The organism is Bradyrhizobium canariense, from assembly GCF_018130465.1.
Classification (GTDB): Bacteria; Pseudomonadota; Alphaproteobacteria; order Rhizobiales; family Xanthobacteraceae; genus Bradyrhizobium; species Bradyrhizobium canariense_C.
The window spans coordinates 1-18426 of record NZ_JAFCKJ010000022.1 but is presented as its reverse complement, the minus strand read 5'-3'; the positions used below and the strand labels follow the sequence as shown (position 1 = coordinate 18426).

Here is an 18426-nt window from a genome sequence, read left to right as displayed (position 1 = left end):
ACGTTGCGCGCATGATGGAACGGCTTGAATCCTGGAAATTGGCGCTTGAGCGCCTGCGGTCGGCGGACGGCGCCGATTGGGCCGAGGCGGGCCGGCTGGTGGCCGAGATCGCGCGGATGAGCACGGATGCCACGCTGCGGCCGGCGGCCGAGCAGGCGCTTCCGGTGCTGCGCCAGGCCGTGGACAATGACGATCACAGCGTCACGCTGGCGGCCCAGCGCCGTCTCGGCGTGGTGCTCGAGGTCGTTCACGATCTGACCGCGCCGCGCTTCGGCCGCCGCAATGCTGCGCCGAAGAAATTGTCCAGCGAGGATCGCGCCCGCAAGGTGCTCGGCCTGCCGCTCGCGGTGCAGCTCACCTGCGAGGACATCAACCAGGCCTATCGCCGCGCCGCCAAGGGCATGCACCCCGACCGGGGCGGCAGCGCGCAAGCGTTCATCGACCTCGCCGCCGCGCGCGATATCCTGATCCATCCCCGCGCGTACAAGGACGCGTGAGGGCTCAGCTCTTGTTCACGCAGCTCGGATAGGGCGCGGCTTCGCCTGACACGATCGGGCAGAGCTCGATCGGGCTGAGCGCGCGCAACCGCGCCTGCCAGCGGTCGTCGTTCACCGGCGGCTCGTCGCTTTCGGGGCCGCGCTCGGCCCATTGGATCGTGTAATAGTCGGTCGTGCCCTTGAGCGTGATCAGGAGCGCTGTTTCGCTGTGCCGGGTCGGGCCGCTGTCGACGCGGCCGCAGCCGATCACGGCGACGAAACCATCGAAGCGGCCGAACGTGGTGGCGCCGAGCGGCTTTGCCGCAAAGCTGTCGGGGCAGGCGGATTTGAAACCGCCGGCGATCGAGCCCGCGAATTTCTCCGGCGATGAACCGGGAGAGAGCGTCATGCCCTTCTCGCCGGTCACGGTGATCATCTCGGTCCAGCGTTCGAGCGTCTCACCCTTCAGCACGGCCTCGCGGATGTAGTGGCCGCCCTTGGTGTTCTCGAACACCGCGGAAAAATTCGACGGCATCGCGAAGCTGACCAGCTGGCCGAAGACCGGCGAGATCACGCGGAAGGATTGCGGGGCCTGTGCGTTCGCCGTGGCGGCGATCAGCAGCGACGCGGCCAGGACCGTTGCTTTCGTCGGTGCGCGCATCAATTGGCTCCAAAGCCGCGAGGTGGAAAAAAAGAAGCGGGCAAGGATGCTGGCATCGCATCCTTGCCCGGCCCTTGTCGTCCGCCGATCGAATTCCTACCAGGTGCAGTGGCCGTTCTTCAACGCGTGATCCTTCAGCGCGAGTGCGTCGACCAAGGTCGGCACGGTCGCGCTCACGCGGGAATAGTCGGAGGGCCACGGCGTGGTCGGGATGCTCTCGTCCCAGATCTGGCAGAAGCCGGTGTCCTGCCAGCGGATCAGGTGATAGCTGGCCTCAGCAGGGCTTGCGGCGACGAAGGCAGTGACGGCAAGGCCCGCAGCAGCGCACAGCACGGAAATACGACGCATGATCAGCTCCTCAAATGAAAGATGTGATGCGCCTCCCGACAATGAGGGGGAGGGGTGGTGCGGGACGCTTGGGGGTGCGCCCCGGACAAGATGTGAGTAGTTCCGCCAGCTGGCCAGGTTCAAAGCGCGTGCGCGGAAAATGCGTGATTTCGGCCGAAAAACCGGCGGCGCGTCCAAAAAGAAAAGGGCGGACCGCTTGCGCGATCCGCCCCTTGAAATCCGATCTGTCGCGTCAGGCCTAGAGCGTGCAGCGGCGCTCCGCGCGCAGCTTGATCTGGAGCTCCGAGGCGGCCGTGAAGGTCGGGAGCGGCTTGCTGACGACCTTGTAGGTCGACACGCCCCACTGGAACGGCTTGTACTTCAGGTCCTCGTTCCAGACCTGGCAGATGCCGGTGTTGTCCCAGCGGATCACGTAATAGCCGACCGCCGCGGAGGCGGGCACGGCGAACACGGAGGTGGCGATGCCGGCAACGGCACAGAGGGCGAGAACGCGACGCATGAAATATCTCCTGATGAGGAAGTGTGACGCAAAAATTCGTGCGGTAAAAGCAGGTCCTTTGCAAGCTGGGGAGCGGCAGTTCACGGATATGTCAGATGGAGTCGCGCACTTGGTTTGGCCGAGTGCTCGGCAAGTCACACGTGCAAGGCGTGGCTCACCTCGCCAGCGACGCCACCGCCTCGATCTCGATCAGCATCTTCGGATCGGGCAGCGCCTGGACCACGCAGGTGGTGCGGGCGGGGTAGGGCGGCGGTCCGAAGGCGCCGGCATAGAGTGCGTTCATGGCGGCGACGTCGGAGGCGCGGGTCAGCAGCACGTTGACCTTGACGAGGTCGCGGACGCCAGCGCCGGCCTCCTCCAGCACGCGCTTGATGTTGACGACGACGTTGGCGAACTGCGCATCGAAGCCGTCGGGCAACGCGCCGCCGGCGTCGAAGCCGGGAATGCCGGAGACGAACAGGAGATCGCCGGCGCGCGTGGCAAAGGACAGCGGCGGCGCCTTGACGTGCGGCGGGGGCGCGAAATGCTGGATCGGCATGGGATCACCTCCGATGGAACGGCTGGAAGCGCAAGCGTAGCGGCAGGTCGGGGCGCCTCCAACAAAAAACGTGAAAACAACCCCATGCACAGTAGGCATCCAGCAGAAATCATTGATGTTTCTTTTTGGCTTCGGGAAAAGCAAAATAACCATTTGCTCCGTCGGGCAAAACAGGGGCAGAATGGCATGATGGCAGTGGTCGGTGTTCAATACCAAACTCCGCCGTCATGCCCCGCCTTGTGCGCACTTGCGCACTGGGGCGGGCATCCAGTACGCCGCGGCGTCTCCGTATCCCACCGCGGTCTCTGGAATACTGGATCGTCCGGTCAAGCCGGACGATGACAGTTGAATGCGCTGCTGCACCTCGCGCCTTATACCCGCCCTCATCATGTTGCCGCCCCGATCCATCGGATAGATTCCGCTCGTCTGATTCGCTTTCCCCTTGAAAGATAGCCCCCGGAGATTCTTCATGAAGATCGTATCCACCTTCCGCGCCGCACTGGTCGGCATCGCCGTGCTGGCCGGCCTCTCGACCTCGGCGATGGCCGACGGCGGCACCGTGGTGCTGACGATCTACAAGGCGGGCTGGATCATCGGCGGTTCCGGTGGCTCGGGCATGCTCAACTTCCGCGGCCGTTCCTATTCGCTCTCGACCGGCGGGCTCGATTACGGCCTCGTCTTCGGCGGTTCCAAGACCGTGCTGCGCGGCCGCGTCTCCAACATCAACCGTCCCTCCGATGTCGCCGGCGTCTACGGCGCCGCCGGTGCGGGCATCGCAGTGGGCCGCGGCGCCCGTGCGATCGTGCTGACCAACCAGAAGGGCGCCGTGCTCGAGCTGTCCGGCACGCAGGTCGGCCTGATGGCGAACGCGGATCTGAGCGGGCTTGCGATCACGATGCGGTAGGGGCGGTGCCGTAGGAACTCAGTGCCGTAGGGTGGGCAAAGGCGCGTCAGCGCCGTGCCCACCATTGCGGTGTTAGACCCTCATGGTGAGGAGGCGCGCAAGCGCCGTCTCGAACCATGCAGGCCCGCGTCGCCCGCGGCCATCCTTCGAGACGATCGCTTCGCGATCTCCTCAGGATGAGGTCTGTGGTCGTGGCGACACCATCGCATGCACCCTCTCGCAATGTGCGACGAGGTTCTTCTGCGCATCGACGAACGCCTTCAGCGGCGTCGGGATCGGGAAGTAATAGATGTTGGCGATGAAGCCGTAGATGCCGGCATCGGCGCTGGTCGGGGCCTGGCCATGGACGAAGCCGTTCGCCGGCGCGATCTCGGCCAGCACCTGCAAATCGGCGAGACCTCGCGCGTAGGCCTGATCGGGCGAGTAGCGGCCGATGCCCTGGTAATGATAGCGCTGCGCATTGTAGGCCTTGGCTTTCTCGAACCCGGCCGCGTCGATCTGCGGATGCTGCGCGATGAAGCCGTCGCGGAACGCCGGATAGAAGCGATCGTCCTTCCAGCGCGAATACGACATCACCCAATAGAGATCGTCGAGCATGCGCGTCATGAGGTGATTGGTGCGGCGCTGCTCCGCGGATAACGCGGCATCGATGCCCAGGCGATACTTTGCAATGGCGTGCGCGATGATGGTCTCGCTGTCGCCGATCGTCTCGCCGTCATCCACGATATAGGGCAGCTGCCCGCGCGGGGCGGCGGAGGCATCGAACACGTGCTCGTGCACGAACGGCACGCCCGCGAGTTTCAGGAAGGCATAGACCTTGAGGCCGTAACCGTTGTTGTCGGCGACGCCGAACAGTTCGGGATAGGAGTAGAGGGTCAGCATGGGACACTCCTCGCGCTGAAGTCGTATCGCCGCAGTGACGGACTTGCAACAGTCCCGCGCTTTGTGCGCCGCCTCCTTCGATCGGAGGACGATTGCCGTCACCCGTTCGCAGTAGGGATTCGGGCTCGATATTCCTGCGGCGGACCAAGGCCTGACATGCGACATTCATCGACCCGCCGAACGACTGCCGTCCTGCGGTGTGGCACGGCACTTTTCGCCGGACTGGCTCTCGTAGCACCGGCGAAGGCCGCGGACATCGCGCCAAAACCGTACACGAAGGCGCCGCCGCTCGTGGCCTCGCCCTGGACCGGCTTCTACGCCGGGCTCGGCCTCGGCTTTCGATCGACCAGCGCCGATCTCACCACCACATCAGTGCTGCAAGACGGCGTTCCCCGTGACCTGAGCCAGAGCGTCGTCACCCAGCCGTTCGATGGCCCCGGCTTTCGCGTCAATCCTTATGCCGGCTTCAACTGGCAAGTGGCACCCAGTTGGGTTCTCGGCGTCGAAGGCGATGTCGGATTCGGTGACCACACCACGGCACTCCCCGGGTTTCGCGCCTCGCCCTGGGCCGGCTCGTCGACCTTCGGGGTCGACAGCCTGTCGGTCAAAGCCGGTTGGGACGCGAGCCTGCGCGGCCGCGCCGGTTATCTGCTGACGCCGTCAACGCTGGTCTATGCGACGGGCGGCCTCGCCTGGCAGCACTATGACGTCACCCTCGTCTGCGTCAGCGCCAGCTGTGCCAGCAACGGCCGAGCACCCAATTTGATCTCGAATTCCACGACCAGGACCGGCTGGACGTTAGGTGCCGGCGTCGAGACCGCGCTGTGGGGCAACTGGCTCGTGCGCGCCGAATATCGCTACGCCGACTTTGGCGCCGCGCCGTTCAATTTCACGCGCACGGCGACCGCAGGTCCGGCGCTCACCATCGACAATTTCGATGCGAGCTTGCGGACCCACACCGCAAGCGTCGGCCTCGCCTGGAAATTCGGCGAGCCCGTCATCGGCGGCCGTTCGCATCCGCTGGCCGCGCAGGCCGCGATCCTGCCGTCCTGGACCGGCGCGTATGTGGGCTTGGGTCTAGGTGCGCGCGCCACGCGCACCGATCTCATCACGACGTCGGAATCGCGTGCCGGCTTCCCCGAGGATCTGACGCGTCGCGCCACCATTCGCCCGATGGACAACACCGCGTTCCGCGCCAACCCCTATGCCGGCTATCTCTGGCAGTTCGCCCCGCAATGGACCGCGGGCGTCGAAGGCGATTTTGGTTTTGCCGACAGCACCACCACGCGCGAAGGCTTCACCACCATATCGCTCGCCGACTCCCAGTCGCGCGGCGAGGGCCTGGCGATTCGCACCAAATGGGACGCCAGCCTGCGGGGCCGGCTCGGCTATCTCGTGACACCGCAGACGCTGCTCTACGCGACCGGCGGCGTGGCCTGGCAGAATGTTCAGCTGACCTCGACCTGCGTCAGCGTCGCCTGCGGCTTTTTCGGGTTGACGCCGGCGATCATCACGGGGTCGACCACAAAAGCAGGGTGGACGGCCGGCGGCGGCATCGAGACCGCACTCTTCGGCCACTGGCTGGCGCGTGCCGAATACCGTTATGCCGACTACGGCAGTTCGTCCTTCACCGTCGCGAGGTCCGCCACCAACGCCGGGCGCAATCCGTCCGCCAGCACCTACGACGTCGCGATGCGGACGCACCTGGCGACGTTCGGGGTGACGTACCGGTTTGATTGAGGGGAGCGAGGGCCGCTTGCTGTGATCCCGCGGCGCTGGTTTGTCCCCGACAACGCCGCCCGAAATCGCTACACTCTGCATCCTGGTGACGTCAGCAGGATGGTGACCCCATGGCGAGAGACTTGGAAGGCAAGGTTGCGGCCGTGACCGGCGCCGCGTCGGGCATCGGATTGGCCAGCACCGAGGCGATGCTGGCCGCGGGCGCGCGCGTGGTGATGGTCGATCGCGACGAGGCCGCGCTCAACGCGCTCTGCGACAAGCACGGCGACGCGGTGATCCCGCTGCGCGTCGACCTGCTGGACCCGAAAGACTGCGCGACGCTGCTGCCGCGCGTACTGGAGCAGGCCGGCCAGCTCGACATCCTGCATGCGAATGCGGGAACGTATGTCGGTGGCGATCTGGTCGATGCCGACACCATGGCGATCGACCGGATGCTGAACCTGAATGTCAACGTCGTGATGAAGAACGTGCACGACGTGCTGCCGCACATGATCGCGCGCCGGACCGGTGACATCATCGTCACGAGCTCGCTGGCGGCGCATTTTCCGACGCCATGGGAGCCAGTCTATGCGTCGTCCAAATGGGCCATCAACTGCTTCGTCCAGACGGTGCGGCGCCAGGTCTTCAAGCACGGCATTCGCGTCGGCTCGATTTCGCCCGGCCCGGTCGTGACCTCACTGCTCGCGGACTGGCCGCCGGAGAAGCTGAGGGAAGCCAGGGACTCCGGAAGCCTGCTGGAGGCCAGTGAAGTGGCCGAGGTCGTGATGTTCATGTTGACGCGGCCGCGCGGCATGACCATTCGCGACGTGGTCATGCTGCCGACCAATTTCGATCTTTAGGGCGCGTGCTCTTGTAGGATGGGCAAAGGCGCGCGCTCTTCGCGCGCCGTGCCCACCGTTCCGTCGGTTTTGTGGAGAGATGGTGGGCACGGCGCAAGAGCGCCTTTTCCCACCCTACGAAGCTACGAGATGGGTTGTGCGGCGTAGCCAAACCCACGGTGTCGTCCCGGCCTGGTCGGAGAACGCGGTGCGGCCATGTTGCCTCCCCAACGTCGTCCCGGCGCAGGCCGGGACCCATACCGCGTGATCTACCGGTTGCGGCCGGTAGAAGTACCGAACGACGAGTCGTCGCCAAATTGCGGACTGTGGCTATGGGTCCCGGCCTTCGCCGGGACGACGATCGAGTGTGAGGGGCTATCGTTCATCCACCCTGCGCAGCAATCCACTTGGCCAGCTCGCGCCACGGCTCCAGCGTCCAATGCCCCGACGCCGCACCGGACGGCGAGGGCAGCACGAACACCTCGGGCAAACTCTCATCGCGCGGCTGCCGCCCCAGCGCAATCCCGCTCGACGGCCTGCCATAAAACAGGCTCGCCGCCTTCTTGCTCGTGAACGCAATCGTCTTCGGGCGATACATCTCGATCTTGGCCCTGAACCCCGGCACGTCGATCGATGCGGCCGCGATCTGGTGATCCATCCCGGCGCCCGACTTGGAGAGATCGGTGAAGCCGATCCCGAACTCGATCAGCGCTGCGAACTCGCCCGGCTGATAGCGCCGCGGCGTGATCCCGGCCTCATGGATCGTGCGCCAGAAGCGGTTGCCGGGATGGGCGTAGTAGTGCCCGAGCTCAGCCGAGCGCGTGCTGGCGGCGGTGCCGACGAAGACGAGGCGGAGATTGGGACGGAGTTGGTCGGGGAGGCGGTGGAGTTCATCCTCGGGCATTTTCACTTAGCTTGCCATTGAGTTACGATAGGCCGCGGATGCCCTAGTGAGCGTGATTAAGTTTAGCGCCTTAGCGGTTGTACGGTGGGCAAAGGCGCGCGAGTGCCGTACCCACCAACTTGGTCGAGGTGAAGGATGCAAGACACGTTCGAGTGGCCCGAGCCCGAGCCCGAAGCCGACGAAGTCATTCTTCGCAACGTCCGCAATCACGGTTGCCATATCGTCGGAATTCCCGATGCCGCTCCGCCGTTTGCATTCTCAATTGGCCTGTTTCTGAACTATGGTCACCCCGAGCTTATCATCTTCGGCCAGCGCTCGGAGAACGCTCACGCCATCATCAACCTTGTTCGTGATCGGGTAGCGGAGGGGCATAAATTTGTCGACGGCGATATCTCCGGCGATCTTCTGGAGAACGATTATAAGCTTGGCTTCTGGCAAGTGCCTTTCGAGGCTTACCCGAATATCTCGGCACGGCGATCTGGTTCTACTCCAAGTCCCGGCGCTCATTCCCCTGCCTGCAAGTCATCTGGCAGGACGTCAATCGGCACTTTCCCTGGGAGGTGGAATGCATATCCGATGTGAAAGAGGGCCAGCCGTTGTTAAAGAGGATGGTTTCTTGATGAAAAAGCCGGGCTGTTTGCCCGGCTTTTTGTTTCCGATGGATGCCCGGGTCAAGCCCGAGCACGACGAGGAGAAGTCTCTCACAACACCCGATTGCTCTCCTTCACCTTCTCCGCATCCAGATACAAGTTCTCGCCCATCTCCTTGAACTTCGCGCTCATCTTGGCCATGCCGTCCTCGGCAGTCCCACTCATCGACATTCCCACGCTGTTCGGATCATTCAGCGTCGCCGCATAGTCCCGCACGTCCTGCGTGATCTTCATCGAGCAGAATTTTGGGCCGCACATCGAGCAGAAATGGGCGACCTTGTGGGCTTCCTTCGGCAGGGTCTCGTCGTGGAAGTTCTTGGCGGTCTCGGGGTCGAGGCCGAGGTTGAACTGGTCGCTCCAGCGGAAGTCGAAACGGGCGCGGGAGAGGGCGTCGTCGCGCAGCTGCGCTGCCGGGTGACCCTTGGCGAGATCGCTGGCGTGGGCGGCGATCTTGTAGGTGATGACGCCGACCTTGACGTCGTTGCGATCAGGGAGGCCGAGATGCTCCTTCGGCGTGACGTAGCAGAGCATGGCGCAGCCGAACCAGCCGATCATGGCCGCACCGATGCCCGAGGTGATGTGGTCATAGCCCGGCGCGATGTCGGTGGTCAGGGGCCCGAGGGTGTAGAACGGCGCCTCGCCGCACTCCTTGAGCTGCTTGTCCATGTTGATCTTGATCTTGTGCATCGGCACGTGGCCGGGGCCTTCGATCATGACCTGGCAGCCCTTGTCCCACGCGATTTTGGTCAGTTCGCCGAGCGTCTCGAGTTCGGCGAACTGCGCGCGGTCGTTGGCGTCCGCGATCGAGCCCGGGCGCAGGCCGTCGCCGAGCGAGAACGAGACGTCATACTTGCGCATGAGGTCGCAGATCTCGTCGAAATGGGTGTAGAGGAAGCTTTCCTTGTGATGCGCCAGGCACCACTTCGCCATGATCGAGCCGCCGCGCGACACGATGCCGGTGACGCGGTTGGCGGTGAGGTGGATGTATTGCAGGCGCACGCCGGCGTGGATGGTGAAATAGTCGACGCCCTGCTCGCACTGCTCGATCAGCGTGTCCTTGTAGAGCTCCCAGGTCAGCTTGACCGGATCGCCATCGCATTTCTCCAGCGCCTGGTAAATCGGAACGGTGCCGATCGGCACCGGCGCGTTGCGCAGAATCCATTCGCGGGTGGTGTGGATGTTGCGGCCCGTGGAGAGGTCCATCACGGTGTCGGCGCCCCAGCGGATCGCCCATACCATCTTCTCGACCTCTTCCTCGACCGACGAGGTCACGGCGGAGTTGCCGATATTGGCGTTGATCTTGGTCAGGAAGTTGCGGCCGATGATCATCGGCTCGAGCTCGGCATGGTTGATGTTGCAGGGGATGATGGCGCGGCCGCGCGCGATCTCAGCTCGGACGAACTCCGGGGTGATGAAGGCGGGGACCTCCGCGCCAAAGCTTTCGCCGTCGGCGAGCGCTGCTTCCGCACGCTCGAGCTGCTCCTTGCGGCCGAGATTTTCGCGCGCCGCGACGTAGATCATCTCCTTGGTGATGATGCCGGCGCGGGCGAATTCGAGCTGCGTGATCTTGTGGCCGTCGAGGCCGCGCAGCGGCTGGTGATAGGCCGAGACGGCGCGCGCGGCCTTGTCGGTGGAGACGCTGCCATTGTCCTCCGGCTTGATCTGCCGGCCCTGATATTCCTCGACGCCGCCGCGCTCCAGCACCCAGGCCTTGCGGCCGCGCGCAAGACCGGCGTTGACGTCGATGGTCACGCTTGGGTCGGTGTAGGGGCCGGAGGTGTCGTACACCGGCAGGTTCGGCTCGCCGGCGCCTTCGGACAGGATGATCTCGCGCAAGGGCACGCGGATATCCGGCGCGGCGTCGGGCGAGGCGAAGATCTTTCGCGAGGAGGGCAGCGGGCCGGTGGTGACGGCGGGGACGGTCTTGTCGGGGTTGGAGCGGATGTTCATGGGATCCTCCGTTGAATATGGTTTTGCGTCGTCGCGTGCTGTTCGTCATCCTGAGGTGCGAGCACTTGCGAGCCTCGAAGGATGGAGCCGGGCCGTCGCCCTTCGAGGGCCGCTGAAGAAGCGGCCACCTCGAGCGACAACGGCTTCGCCGTTGCGCGGGGGTGACGGGATGGAGAGACTTGCTCCGTCATTGCGAGGAGCACTTGCGACGAAGCAATCCAGACTGTCTCTGCGGAGAGACTCTGGATTGCTTCGCTTCGCTCGCAATGACGAGTGGAGAGAGTGTGGCTCATGCCGCCTCCGCAGGTCGGCCGAGCCATTGCCGCACCCGCGCATCCGGGTCGGCATTCTGGGTGACGTCGGAAACCACGGCGATGGAATCCGCACCCGCGGCAAAGATCTCCGCGGCGTGCTCGAACTTGATGCCGCCGATCGCGACCAGCGGGATGGTGCCGATACGCTTCTTCCATTCCGTGATCTTTGGAATGCCCTGCGGTTCGAAGCGCATCGACTTCAGCGTGGTGAAGAAGATCGGGCCCAGCGCGACATAATCCGGCTCGGCGGCGAGCGCGGTGTCCAGCTCCGCATCGTCATGGGTGGAAACGCCGAGCGACAGTCCGGCCTCGCGGATGGCATCGAGGTCGGCGTCGGCAAGGTCCTCCTGGCCGAGATGCAGGTACTTTGCACCGGCGACGATCGCCGCGCGCCAGTAGTCGTTGACGACGAGCCTGGCCTGCGTGCCCTCGGTGATCGCCAGCGCATCGGTGACCATCTGGAGCGACTGCGAATCGTCGAGATCTTTTGCGCGCAGCTGGATGGTGCCGACGCCGAGCTTGGTCAGGCGCTCGACCCAGGCGAGGCTGTCGACGACGGGATAAAAGCGATCAGGATACGGCATGCCAGAACGGGGTCCCAACGACAGGGGTGGAAGGGGAGGCGAAATCGCGGGCGTTCATCAGCCCGGCTTCGTAAGCGGTGCGGCCGGCCTCGATGCCGAGGCGGAAGGCGTTGGCCATGGCGACGGGATCGGCGGCTTTTGCGATGGCCGTGTTGAGCAGCACGGCGTCGTAGCCGAGCTCGAGCGCCTGCGCCGCGTGCGACGGCGCGCCGATGCCGGCGTCGACCACCAGCGTGATATCGGGCAGCCGCTCGCGCATCAGCTTGAGCGCGTCGCGGTTGGTGATGCCCTTCGCGCTGCCGATGGGAGCTGCCCACGGCATCACCACCTTGCAGCCGGCATCGACCAGGCGGTTGGCGACCGAGAGATCCTCGGTGCAATACGGGAACACCTCAAAGCCGTCCTTGATCAGGATGGCGGCGGCCTCGACCAGGCCGACCACGTCGGGCTGCAGCGTGTCGTTGTCGGCGATGACTTCGAGCTTGATCCAGGAGGTGCCGAACAATTCGCGCGCCAGCTTTGCCGTCGTCACCGCCTCGCGCACGCTGCGGCAGCCGGCGGTGTTCGGCAGCACGGTGACGTCGAGCTCGCGGATCAGATTCCAGAACGCATCGCCGGTCTTGCCGCCGGCGGATTCGCGCCGCAGCGACACCGTGACGATGTTCGAGCCCGAGGCGCGGATCGCCGACTGCATGATCGCAGGCGAGGGATAGAGCGCACTGCCGATCAGCAGGCGGGAGGCGAAGGTCTTGCCGTAGAAGGTCACCATGTCGGAGGTGTCTCCTCAGATTTAGCCGTCGTCCCGGCGAAGGCCGGGACCCATAACCACAGAACCGGGCTGTGACGGTCGGTCTCTCCCCGCGTGCCCCAAGTGAGATCACGCGGTATGGGTCCCGGCCTTCGCCGGGACGACGAATGGAGAGAGCCTGCCATCGTCCTCACCCTCCCTGCCGCGGCGTGATGATCTCGATCTCGTCGCCGGGCTTGAGGTGGGTCTCGGCCCAGCGGCTCTTCGGCACGACGTCGTAGTTGAGCGCGATCGCGAAATGGGTGCCCTCGTAGTCGAGCTCGCTGAGCAGCGCGTCCACGCTCGCGGAATTGATCTCGCGTTGCTCACCGTTGACGATCACGCGCATTGCATCACCTCATTGTCGATCTGGCCGCGCTCGACAAAGCTGAGCGTCAGCTCGGCCAGCGCCGGCGCGATCAGGAAGCCGTGGCGGTAGAGGCCGTTCACGCTGATCGTACTGCCGCGGATGCCGATGCGCGGCAGATTGTCGGGAAAAGCGGGGCGCAGGCCGGAGCCGAATTCGACGATGCGGGCCTCGCCGAAGGCGGGATGGACGGCATAGGCCGCGCCCAGCAGCTCCAGCGCCGAGCGTACGCTGACGCCGGTGTCCTCGGCCTCGATCGAGGTCGCGCCCAGCATGAACTGATTGTCCTCGCGCGGGATCACATAGAGCGGCCAGCGCGGATGGATCAGCCGCACCGGGCGCGCGAGCTGCACCTCGGCGGTCTCGATCAGGATCATCTCGCCCTTGACGCCGCGCAAGCCAGGCTGCTCGTCGCGCGCAGAAAGGCCGCGGCAGTCGATCACGATGCCTTTAGCATCAAGTTTTGCGAGTTCGGCGGCGCTGACGTCACTGGAAAATTTGATGGTGCCGCCGGCGGCGCGGATCCGCTCGTGCAGTTGCGGCAGCACGCGGCGCGGCTCGACATGGCCCTCGGTCGGGAAGAACAGCGCGTCGCGGAAGCGGCCTTCGAGCGACGGCTCGAACTCGGCAAGGCTGGCGGCGTCGAGCCGGCGGTGGCCTTCGGTCATCCGGGCAAAACGCTCGAAGTCGTTGCGCTCGCGCGGGTGGGCGACGACCAGCGAGCCGTTGAAGGGCGTGTCCGGCAGCTCGCGCCGCCAGATGTCGAGCGAGCGCAGGCCGAGGCGGCTGATGATGGGTTCGGAAACCTCCGCCTCGCAATAAGGCGCGAGCATGCCGCCGGCCCAATGGCTGGTGGCATCGGTCATGTCGGCGTCACCGCGCTCGTGCAAGGTGACGGCGTGGCCGGCCTGCGCGAACAGCAAGGCCTGCCAGGCGCCTGCAATGCCTGCGCCGATGATGGATACCGGGGAATCCGGTCGCTTGGTCGTCTGCAACATCCCTGTCCCTTCGCCGGCATGACCCGGATCAGGTTCAAAGGGTCACCGCGGTCCTGGGCGGATTTGCCCATTTAGCGGTATCTCAGCTCCTCCTCGGAGCACCCCTCGGAACGGCTCTAATGTATGCCAGTGACGGGCTGTGTCAACGCGTTTGGCGGGAACCGCACTTACCTCGGCGCCTGCGCCCGGGCGTTGCGGACGCGCTGGGCGAGCTTCCGGTGCGGCACGGCGCCGAATATCGGCTGCGGATTGCCGTTCGGCTCGAGCCAAAGTTCGTGGCTCGTCTCCGTGCTCGCTTGTTGCACCATCCGTTGCGTCGTTTCCTGCCGCTGCCGCTTGGCGGCGTAGTAATAGCCGCCGGCGAAATAGCGAACGGCTCGGGCGTGATCGCCGTTGGCGGCGTGATAGGCGCCGGCGAGATATTTCACGGCATAGGTGAGGTTGGTGTTGGGATCGCGCAGGCCGGCGGCGTCACCGGTGTAGCCAACCCCGCGGGCGGTCGCGAGCTTGATCTGCATCAGCCCGATGGTGCCGCCATGGCCGACCAGGCCGGGCTGATAGCGACTTTCGCGCATGATGACGCGATGCACCAGCGCCTCCGGCACACCGTTGGCGCGCGCGTGGGCCGCGACCATCTCGGCATACTCCGCTTCGCCCGCGAATGCGGCCTGCGGCAACGTCAATCCGGCCGCGAGCAGCGCGGCAACACGTAAAATTTTCATCAGATATCCCGGAGGTCCCTGAGTGGCTTGAACGGCCTGCGCCCGGCTGCCGTTTAGGCCTCCCGAACGCGGCGATGATGTGACCAAACGCCGCCGTTAACGTTTTCGCGGCGCCGAGCCGCTGTTACGACTCAATGCTGGCGCTAGAGTTCCCTCAGGCGGACAACTCGCGACAGCAGGCCTGTCTATTCGCACGGGCGCACGAAAGCGAGTATGTAGCGGCCAGCGAATCGGGAGAGGTGCCATGACAAAATCAACCATGGTCAAAGCCCACACCGGCGATATCCCCAGAAACAACCCCTGTGCCCAATGCGGCGCGCCGATCCCGACGGCCGACTGGATCGAGCCGGGCGAGGGGCGCGTCTCCTATCTCTGGACTTGCCGCGCCTGCAATTATCGCTTCGAGGCGGTGGCGATCTTCGACGAGGCGCCTATAGCGCGCCCGCTCGCGGCCTGAAGTCAGGCGGCCAGCCGCGGCTGCTGCCATATCGGCAATTGCATCCGCACGATCAGCCCATGCGGCTCCCGGTCATGCAGCGACAGCTCGCCGCCATGGGCGATCGCGATCGCGCGCGCGATCGACAGACCGAGGCCGAAGCCGGTGGACTCGTCCATGGTGCGCGCATCGTCGCCGCGCACGAACGGCTCCAGCATCTCCTGCTTGCGCGCATCCGAAATGCCGGGACCGTCGTCCTCGACGTCGATGACGAGCCTGGTGCCTGACATGTCGAGGCGGATCGTCACCTCGGCGCCGAAGCGCACCGCGTTCTCGACCAGGTTGGTGACGCCGCGATGCAAATCGTCGGGCCGCGCCGCGGCGGTCGCAGATTGCGGGCCGTCATAGTGCACGACATGGCCCATGTCGCCGAACTGGTCGGCGATGAGCTGCAGCGTGCTCGCGATGTCGACCAGCGTCACCGCCTCGATCTGGCGGTCGTTGCGCAACAGCGACAAAACGGATTCCAGCATCGAACGCATCTGGTCGAGATCGATCAGCATGCGCTTGCGGTTGCCTTCGTCCTCGATGAACTCGGCGCGCAGGCGCAGCCGCGTGATCGGTGTGCGCAGATCGTGGCTGATCGCGGCGAGCATCCGCGTGCGGTCCGACATCAGCCGCGCGATCCGCTCGTGCATGCGGTTGAGCGCGCGCGCGACCGAACGGATCTCCTCCGGGCCGCGCTCGGGCAGGGGATCTGCCGCCCCGTCCAGGCTGAAATTCTCGGCGGCCTTGGCGAAGGACGACAACGGCGCGGCGAGAGCATGCGCGGCCCATACGCCGAGCAGCGTCACGCTGATCACGGCAGACAGCAGCGTCGATATCCAGGGATTGCCCCAGAACCAGCCCGACCGTCCCCGTTCAATATTGCCAGCGATCGTTGTGCCGTCGGGCAGCTGGATGCCGATCCGGGACGAGCCGCCGCTCGGCGCCAGCGTAACGACCTTGTAGCCGGGACCGAGATGGCGGCGCATGCCGTGCAAATGCGGGCCCTCGACGTCGCCGACGGGGGTCGCGGAGCCGGGCGCGATCTCTTCGACCCGCAGATCCGGAAAGGCGCGCGCGACGTCGGCGAGAAGGCGCGGCCGCTCGCTCGCGTCGGCCGCAGACAGCAGCAGCGCGGCATTGGCCAGTTCATGCTCGCTGTCCGGCGGCGCCGCCGCGCGGTCCGGCCGGGTGATCAGAAAACCCGCCGTGATGATGAGATGAAGCGCGACAATCGAAACCACGACCAGCGCGGCGATCTGGCCGCTGATGCTCCTGAGATGAAAAAATCCCAAAAGCCGCATGTCAGCTGCTCAAGGCTGCCGTGACCGCTTCCGTCCTGGGCGTGAACAGATAGCCGCCGGAGCGCACCGTCTTGATGATGGTCGGATCGGCCGGATTGGGCTCGATCTTGCGGCGGATGCGGCTGACCAGCACGTCGATCGAGCGTTCGAACGAGCCGGTGTTGCGCCCCTGCGTGAGGTCGAGCAGGCTGTCGCGCGACAGCACGCGGCCGGGCCGCTCGCAGAACGTCCGCAGCAGGTCGAACTCGGCGCTGGTCACCGCGACGCGCGCGCCTTCGGGATTGCGCAGCTCGCGCAGCCGCAGATCGATGCGCCAGCCTTCGAAGGCCAGCGTGCTGGCGCCTTCGATCGAGCTTGCCGCCTGCGCCGACGCCTGCCGCCGCAGCACCGCGTTGATGCGGGCGAGCAGCTCGCGCGGGTTGAACGGTTTCGGCAGATAGTCGTCCGCGCCCATCTCCAGGCCGACGATGCGGTCGATGTCCTCGCCGCGTGCGGTCAGCATGATGATCGGAGTCTGTCCCTCCGCGCGCACCTTGCGGCACAGGCTGAGGCCGTCCTCTCCGGGCAGCATGACGTCGAGGATGATGAGGTCGACGCGATGATCGGCCATGGCGCGCGACATCTCGCGGCCGTCGCTCACGGCGGTGACGTTGCAGGCGTTGTTGCGCAGGTATTTCGCAATCAACGTCCGGGTTTCGCGATCGTCTTCGACGACAAGGATGTTGGGATTGGGAATGGCCATGCGCTTTGTTTGTCCAAGATTCGGGCCAAATGGCGAAGATTTTTGTTTCAGATTGTTTCCGTGTCTCTTGCGGCAACACGCGGACATCACCGGGCAGTGGAGCGGCAAGGTCTCGTTAAGACCGTTAACCATACCGTGGCGTGGTCACACAAGAAACCCCGCAAAACCCACGGAGCCATCATGACCTCGATTTCGGCGGCCTCCGCCGGTAACTACCAGTCGCCATTGCAGCGGCTGCAGCAGGAATTGCAATCGGAAGTGTCCGCCGGCACGGTCTCGTCGTCGGACCAGTCGGCGCTTTCGACGGCGCTGACCGACATCGACACGGCGCTTCAGCAGAGCCGGTCGAGCGATCAGTCGAGCGGCACGCGTCCCTCCAAGGACGACATGAAGTCGAAGATCGACGACCTCATCTCGAACGAGGTGTCGAACGGGACGCTGACCTCGGACCAGGCCGAAGAACTCAAGGGCGTGTTTCAGTCCGCCTTCGCCAATGGCTCCGGCGGTCCCGGTGGCGCGGGCGGCCCCCCGCCCGGTCCGCCGCCGGACGACAGCTCCTCGGATTCATCGACGACGGACTCGACCAGCAGCACGTCGACCGACTCCACTACGGCCGAGATCCTCAAGCAGTTTCTCCAGGCGCTGCAGCAGTCGCAATCGTCGGCGTCGTCTTACGGCGCCAGCGGCAGCTCATCCTCCAGCTCCGACTTCTCCGCGCTTCTGATCGACTACAAGAGCTGACCTGAGCGACGCAGGGTCGGCGCGTTCCTCGCCGCGATGGTGTTTCTTCCCAGGGTGCAACATCGCCGGCGAGGAACCGTGCGTTCCTGCGTGACTTAGGAACTTTCATCGGCAATGCGGTGCCACAATCGCGCGACGAAATTGCCGCACGTTAGGAACTGTGAGTGATCAGAGCGGTTCTCTCCCGACGAGTTTTCTGAAGGAGAGGACAATATGTTGATGAAATCGATCGCCGCCGGTCTTGCCGGCACCGCACTGCTTGCGACCGTTGCGTTTGCGCAAAATCCGACCGCCACCACCGACAAGATGCCGGCCGCGGCGGCCGCCACGACGACGACCACGAGCGCGTCGGGACAGTGGCGGACGTCCAAGATGGACGGCATCAAGGTTTATAACGACGCCAACGAGAACATCGGCTCGATCAACGACCTGCTGATGGACAAGAGCGGCAACGTCAAGATCGCCGTGATCGGCGTCGGCGGCTTCCTCGGCCTGGGCGAGCATCTGGTTGCCGTGCCCTATGACAAGCTGAAGTTCGTCAATGAGGCCGTGGCCTACACCGGCGCCGGCACCAACCCGGGCGCCAAGCCCGCCGCGACCACGACGACAGGCGCTGCGACCGGCACCGACAACAAGCCCGCGACGACCACGACGACCACGACGACGGCTACGGCCTCGTCGAAGTGGTATCCGGACCACGCCGTGTTCAATGCGAGCAAGGACGAGCTGAAGAACATGCCCGAGTTCAAGTACTCGGAGTAATTCGGCTCTGAACGGCTAAACGAAGCGCGCCCGGTTTTGCCGGGCGCGCTGTCGTGTCTCTTTTTCGTCATTGCAAGTTGTTGACCCTCACCCTGAAGAGCGCTCTTTGCGCGTCTCGAAGGGCGAAGCCACCGGCCGGGCCTTCATCCTTCGAGACGACCGCTACGCGGTCTCCTCAGAGCCTGACCGAAAAAAGGTGAGCGGCATTGGCGGGCCTGTGATTCCTTCGGATTTGCAAAGATTCGAGGGAGGAC

General features: G+C 65.0%; 21 protein-coding genes, 1 pseudogene and 1 riboswitch. Of the genes and pseudogenes, 8 read left to right on the top strand and 14 right to left on the bottom strand.

Annotated elements, in window-relative coordinates:
• Positions 1-11: 11 nt before the first annotated feature.
• Positions 12-497, top strand: coding sequence for a J domain-containing protein (locus JQ591_RS34555; RefSeq protein ID WP_211400427.1), 486 nt, complete (start codon positions 12-14; stop codon positions 495-497).
• Positions 498-501: 4 nt separating this feature from the next.
• Here the strand turns inward: JQ591_RS34555 and JQ591_RS34550 are convergent, their stop codons facing one another.
• The 4 genes from JQ591_RS34550 to JQ591_RS34535 all read right to left on the bottom strand — a co-directional run bounded on the left by JQ591_RS34550 (position 502) and on the right by JQ591_RS34535 (position 2522).
• Positions 502-1137 carry a hypothetical protein gene (locus JQ591_RS34550; RefSeq protein ID WP_211400426.1) on the bottom strand — a complete coding sequence of 212 codons (636 nt, stop codon included), beginning with the start codon at positions 1135-1137 and terminating at the stop codon, positions 502-504.
• Between the two features lie 96 nt (positions 1138-1233).
• Entirely contained in the window at positions 1234-1485 is a 252-nt protein-coding gene (locus JQ591_RS34545) for a hypothetical protein (protein ID WP_106945287.1), read from the bottom strand.
• Between the two features lie 238 nt (positions 1486-1723).
• Complete coding sequence (locus JQ591_RS34540; protein WP_007613673.1) at positions 1724-1984, bottom strand: hypothetical protein; 261 nt, start codon at positions 1982-1984, stop codon at positions 1724-1726.
• A 154-nt stretch (positions 1985-2138) separates the two neighbouring features.
• Positions 2139-2522 (bottom strand): RidA family protein, encoded by a 384-nt coding sequence (locus tag JQ591_RS34535; RefSeq protein ID WP_211400425.1) that lies wholly within the window; start codon positions 2520-2522, stop codon positions 2139-2141.
• Positions 2523-2991: 469 nt separating this feature from the next.
• Here JQ591_RS34535 and JQ591_RS34530 point away from each other — a divergent pair, with 469 nt between their 5' ends.
• A complete protein-coding gene (locus JQ591_RS34530; RefSeq protein WP_211400424.1) occupies positions 2992-3426 on the top strand; it encodes a hypothetical protein in 435 nt (144 codons plus the stop codon).
• Positions 3427-3597: 171 nt separating this feature from the next.
• Here the strand turns inward: JQ591_RS34530 and JQ591_RS34525 are convergent, their stop codons facing one another.
• Positions 3598-4308: a glutathione S-transferase family protein gene (locus JQ591_RS34525; protein WP_211400423.1), complete on the bottom strand. Its 711-nt coding sequence runs from the start codon at positions 4306-4308 to the stop codon at positions 3598-3600.
• Positions 4309-4599: 291 nt separating this feature from the next.
• Between JQ591_RS34525 and JQ591_RS34520 the strand changes: the two genes are divergently transcribed.
• A complete protein-coding gene (locus JQ591_RS34520) occupies positions 4600-6048 on the top strand; it encodes an outer membrane protein (protein ID WP_349630428.1) in 1449 nt (482 codons plus the stop codon).
• A gap of 110 nt (positions 6049-6158) precedes the next feature.
• Positions 6159-6887, top strand: a complete 729-nt coding sequence (locus JQ591_RS34515) for an SDR family oxidoreductase (RefSeq protein WP_211400421.1) — start codon at positions 6159-6161, stop codon at positions 6885-6887.
• A gap of 361 nt (positions 6888-7248) precedes the next feature.
• Here JQ591_RS34515 and JQ591_RS34510 read toward each other — a convergent pair whose 3' ends face one another.
• Positions 7249-7770, bottom strand: a complete 522-nt coding sequence (locus JQ591_RS34510) for a mismatch-specific DNA-glycosylase (RefSeq protein ID WP_211400420.1) — start codon at positions 7768-7770, stop codon at positions 7249-7251.
• A gap of 135 nt (positions 7771-7905) precedes the next feature.
• Between JQ591_RS34510 and JQ591_RS34505 the strand changes: the two are divergent.
• Positions 7906-8390, top strand: a pseudogene (locus tag JQ591_RS34505) (DUF4262 domain-containing protein).
• An 81-nt stretch (positions 8391-8471) separates the two neighbouring features.
• On the opposite strand, the gene thiC reads toward JQ591_RS34505, so the two are convergent.
• The 6 genes from thiC to JQ591_RS34475 all read right to left on the bottom strand — a co-directional run bounded on the left by thiC (position 8472) and on the right by JQ591_RS34475 (position 14142).
• Complete coding sequence (gene thiC, locus JQ591_RS34500) at positions 8472-10370, bottom strand: phosphomethylpyrimidine synthase ThiC (RefSeq protein WP_211400418.1); 1899 nt, start codon at positions 10368-10370, stop codon at positions 8472-8474.
• Between the two features lie 289 nt (positions 10371-10659).
• Entirely contained in the window at positions 10660-11268 is a 609-nt protein-coding gene (locus tag JQ591_RS34495; RefSeq protein ID WP_211400417.1) for a thiamine phosphate synthase, read from the bottom strand.
• On the bottom strand, positions 11255-12037 hold the full coding sequence (locus tag JQ591_RS34490) for a thiazole synthase (protein WP_211400416.1): 783 nt from the start codon (positions 12035-12037) through the stop codon (positions 11255-11257). Before JQ591_RS34490 ends, JQ591_RS34495 begins: the two co-directional genes overlap by 14 nt.
• 169 nt (positions 12038-12206) lie before the next feature.
• The gene (gene thiS, locus JQ591_RS34485) at positions 12207-12404 is read right to left on the bottom strand and encodes a sulfur carrier protein ThiS (RefSeq protein WP_027570647.1); all 198 of its coding nucleotides are present in this window, start codon (positions 12402-12404) and stop codon (positions 12207-12209) included.
• Positions 12395-13420: an FAD-dependent oxidoreductase gene (locus JQ591_RS34480; RefSeq protein ID WP_211400415.1), complete on the bottom strand. Its 1026-nt coding sequence runs from the start codon at positions 13418-13420 to the stop codon at positions 12395-12397. Before JQ591_RS34480 ends, thiS begins: the two co-directional genes overlap by 10 nt.
• A riboswitch (TPP riboswitch) is annotated at positions 13408-13536 on the bottom strand. (Overlaps the previous gene by 13 nt.)
• Before the next feature lie 51 nt (positions 13537-13587).
• Positions 13588-14142 (bottom strand): lytic transglycosylase domain-containing protein, encoded by a 555-nt coding sequence (locus tag JQ591_RS34475; RefSeq protein WP_211400414.1) that lies wholly within the window; start codon positions 14140-14142, stop codon positions 13588-13590.
• A 244-nt stretch (positions 14143-14386) separates the two neighbouring features.
• Here JQ591_RS34475 and JQ591_RS34470 point away from each other — a divergent pair, with 244 nt between their 5' ends.
• Positions 14387-14599: a hypothetical protein gene (locus JQ591_RS34470; protein WP_211400413.1), complete on the top strand. Its 213-nt coding sequence runs from the start codon at positions 14387-14389 to the stop codon at positions 14597-14599.
• A 2-nt stretch (positions 14600-14601) separates the two neighbouring features.
• On the opposite strand, the gene JQ591_RS34465 is transcribed toward JQ591_RS34470, so the two are convergent.
• Positions 14602-15927 carry an ATP-binding protein gene (locus JQ591_RS34465; RefSeq protein WP_211400412.1) on the bottom strand — a complete coding sequence of 442 codons (1326 nt, stop codon included), beginning with the start codon at positions 15925-15927 and terminating at the stop codon, positions 14602-14604.
• 1 nt (position 15928) lies between these two features.
• Positions 15929-16669 (bottom strand): response regulator, encoded by a 741-nt coding sequence (locus tag JQ591_RS34460; RefSeq protein WP_211400411.1) that lies wholly within the window; start codon positions 16667-16669, stop codon positions 15929-15931.
• A gap of 180 nt (positions 16670-16849) precedes the next feature.
• Here JQ591_RS34460 and JQ591_RS34455 point away from each other — a divergent pair, with 180 nt between their 5' ends.
• Positions 16850-17410: a hypothetical protein gene (locus JQ591_RS34455; protein WP_211400410.1), complete on the top strand. Its 561-nt coding sequence runs from the start codon at positions 16850-16852 to the stop codon at positions 17408-17410.
• Positions 17411-17623: 213 nt separating this feature from the next.
• Positions 17624-18172 (top strand): PRC-barrel domain-containing protein, encoded by a 549-nt coding sequence (locus tag JQ591_RS34450; protein ID WP_211400409.1) that lies wholly within the window; start codon positions 17624-17626, stop codon positions 18170-18172.
• Positions 18173-18426: the final 254 nt, after the last annotated feature.

What these genes read in the sequence shown, in the direction of transcription:
- JQ591_RS34530 (WP_211400424.1), top strand. Translation starts at nt 2,992, where the DNA reads ATGAAGATCGTATCCACCTTCCGCGCCGCACTGGTCGGCATCGCCGTG.
- JQ591_RS34475 (WP_211400414.1), bottom strand. Translation starts at nt 14,142, where the DNA reads ATGAAAATTTTACGTGTTGCCGCGCTGCTCGCGGCCGGATTGACGTTG.
- JQ591_RS34460 (WP_211400411.1), bottom strand. Translation starts at nt 16,669, where the DNA reads ATGGCCATTCCCAATCCCAACATCCTTGTCGTCGAAGACGATCGCGAA.
- JQ591_RS34455 (WP_211400410.1), top strand. Translation starts at nt 16,850, where the DNA reads ATGACCTCGATTTCGGCGGCCTCCGCCGGTAACTACCAGTCGCCATTG.
- JQ591_RS34465 (WP_211400412.1), bottom strand. Translation starts at nt 15,927, where the DNA reads ATGCGGCTTTTGGGATTTTTTCATCTCAGGAGCATCAGCGGCCAGATC.
- thiS (WP_027570647.1), bottom strand. Translation starts at nt 12,404, where the DNA reads ATGCGCGTGATCGTCAACGGTGAGCAACGCGAGATCAATTCCGCGAGC.
- JQ591_RS34515 (WP_211400421.1), top strand. Translation starts at nt 6,159, where the DNA reads ATGGCGAGAGACTTGGAAGGCAAGGTTGCGGCCGTGACCGGCGCCGCG.
- JQ591_RS34495 (WP_211400417.1), bottom strand. Translation starts at nt 11,268, where the DNA reads ATGCCGTATCCTGATCGCTTTTATCCCGTCGTCGACAGCCTCGCCTGG.
- JQ591_RS34540 (WP_007613673.1), bottom strand. Translation starts at nt 1,984, where the DNA reads ATGCGTCGCGTTCTCGCCCTCTGTGCCGTTGCCGGCATCGCCACCTCC.
- JQ591_RS34555 (WP_211400427.1), top strand. Translation starts at nt 12, where the DNA reads ATGATGGAACGGCTTGAATCCTGGAAATTGGCGCTTGAGCGCCTGCGG.
- JQ591_RS34550 (WP_211400426.1), bottom strand. Translation starts at nt 1,137, where the DNA reads ATGCGCGCACCGACGAAAGCAACGGTCCTGGCCGCGTCGCTGCTGATC.
- thiC (WP_211400418.1), bottom strand. Translation starts at nt 10,370, where the DNA reads ATGAACATCCGCTCCAACCCCGACAAGACCGTCCCCGCCGTCACCACC.
- JQ591_RS34450 (WP_211400409.1), top strand. Translation starts at nt 17,624, where the DNA reads ATGTTGATGAAATCGATCGCCGCCGGTCTTGCCGGCACCGCACTGCTT.
- JQ591_RS34525 (WP_211400423.1), bottom strand. Translation starts at nt 4,308, where the DNA reads ATGCTGACCCTCTACTCCTATCCCGAACTGTTCGGCGTCGCCGACAAC.
- JQ591_RS34510 (WP_211400420.1), bottom strand. Translation starts at nt 7,770, where the DNA reads ATGCCCGAGGATGAACTCCACCGCCTCCCCGACCAACTCCGTCCCAAT.
- JQ591_RS34490 (WP_211400416.1), bottom strand. Translation starts at nt 12,037, where the DNA reads ATGGTGACCTTCTACGGCAAGACCTTCGCCTCCCGCCTGCTGATCGGC.
- JQ591_RS34545 (WP_106945287.1), bottom strand. Translation starts at nt 1,485, where the DNA reads ATGCGTCGTATTTCCGTGCTGTGCGCTGCTGCGGGCCTTGCCGTCACT.
- JQ591_RS34470 (WP_211400413.1), top strand. Translation starts at nt 14,387, where the DNA reads ATGACAAAATCAACCATGGTCAAAGCCCACACCGGCGATATCCCCAGA.
- JQ591_RS34480 (WP_211400415.1), bottom strand. Translation starts at nt 13,420, where the DNA reads ATGTTGCAGACGACCAAGCGACCGGATTCCCCGGTATCCATCATCGGC.
- JQ591_RS34535 (WP_211400425.1), bottom strand. Translation starts at nt 2,522, where the DNA reads ATGCCGATCCAGCATTTCGCGCCCCCGCCGCACGTCAAGGCGCCGCCG.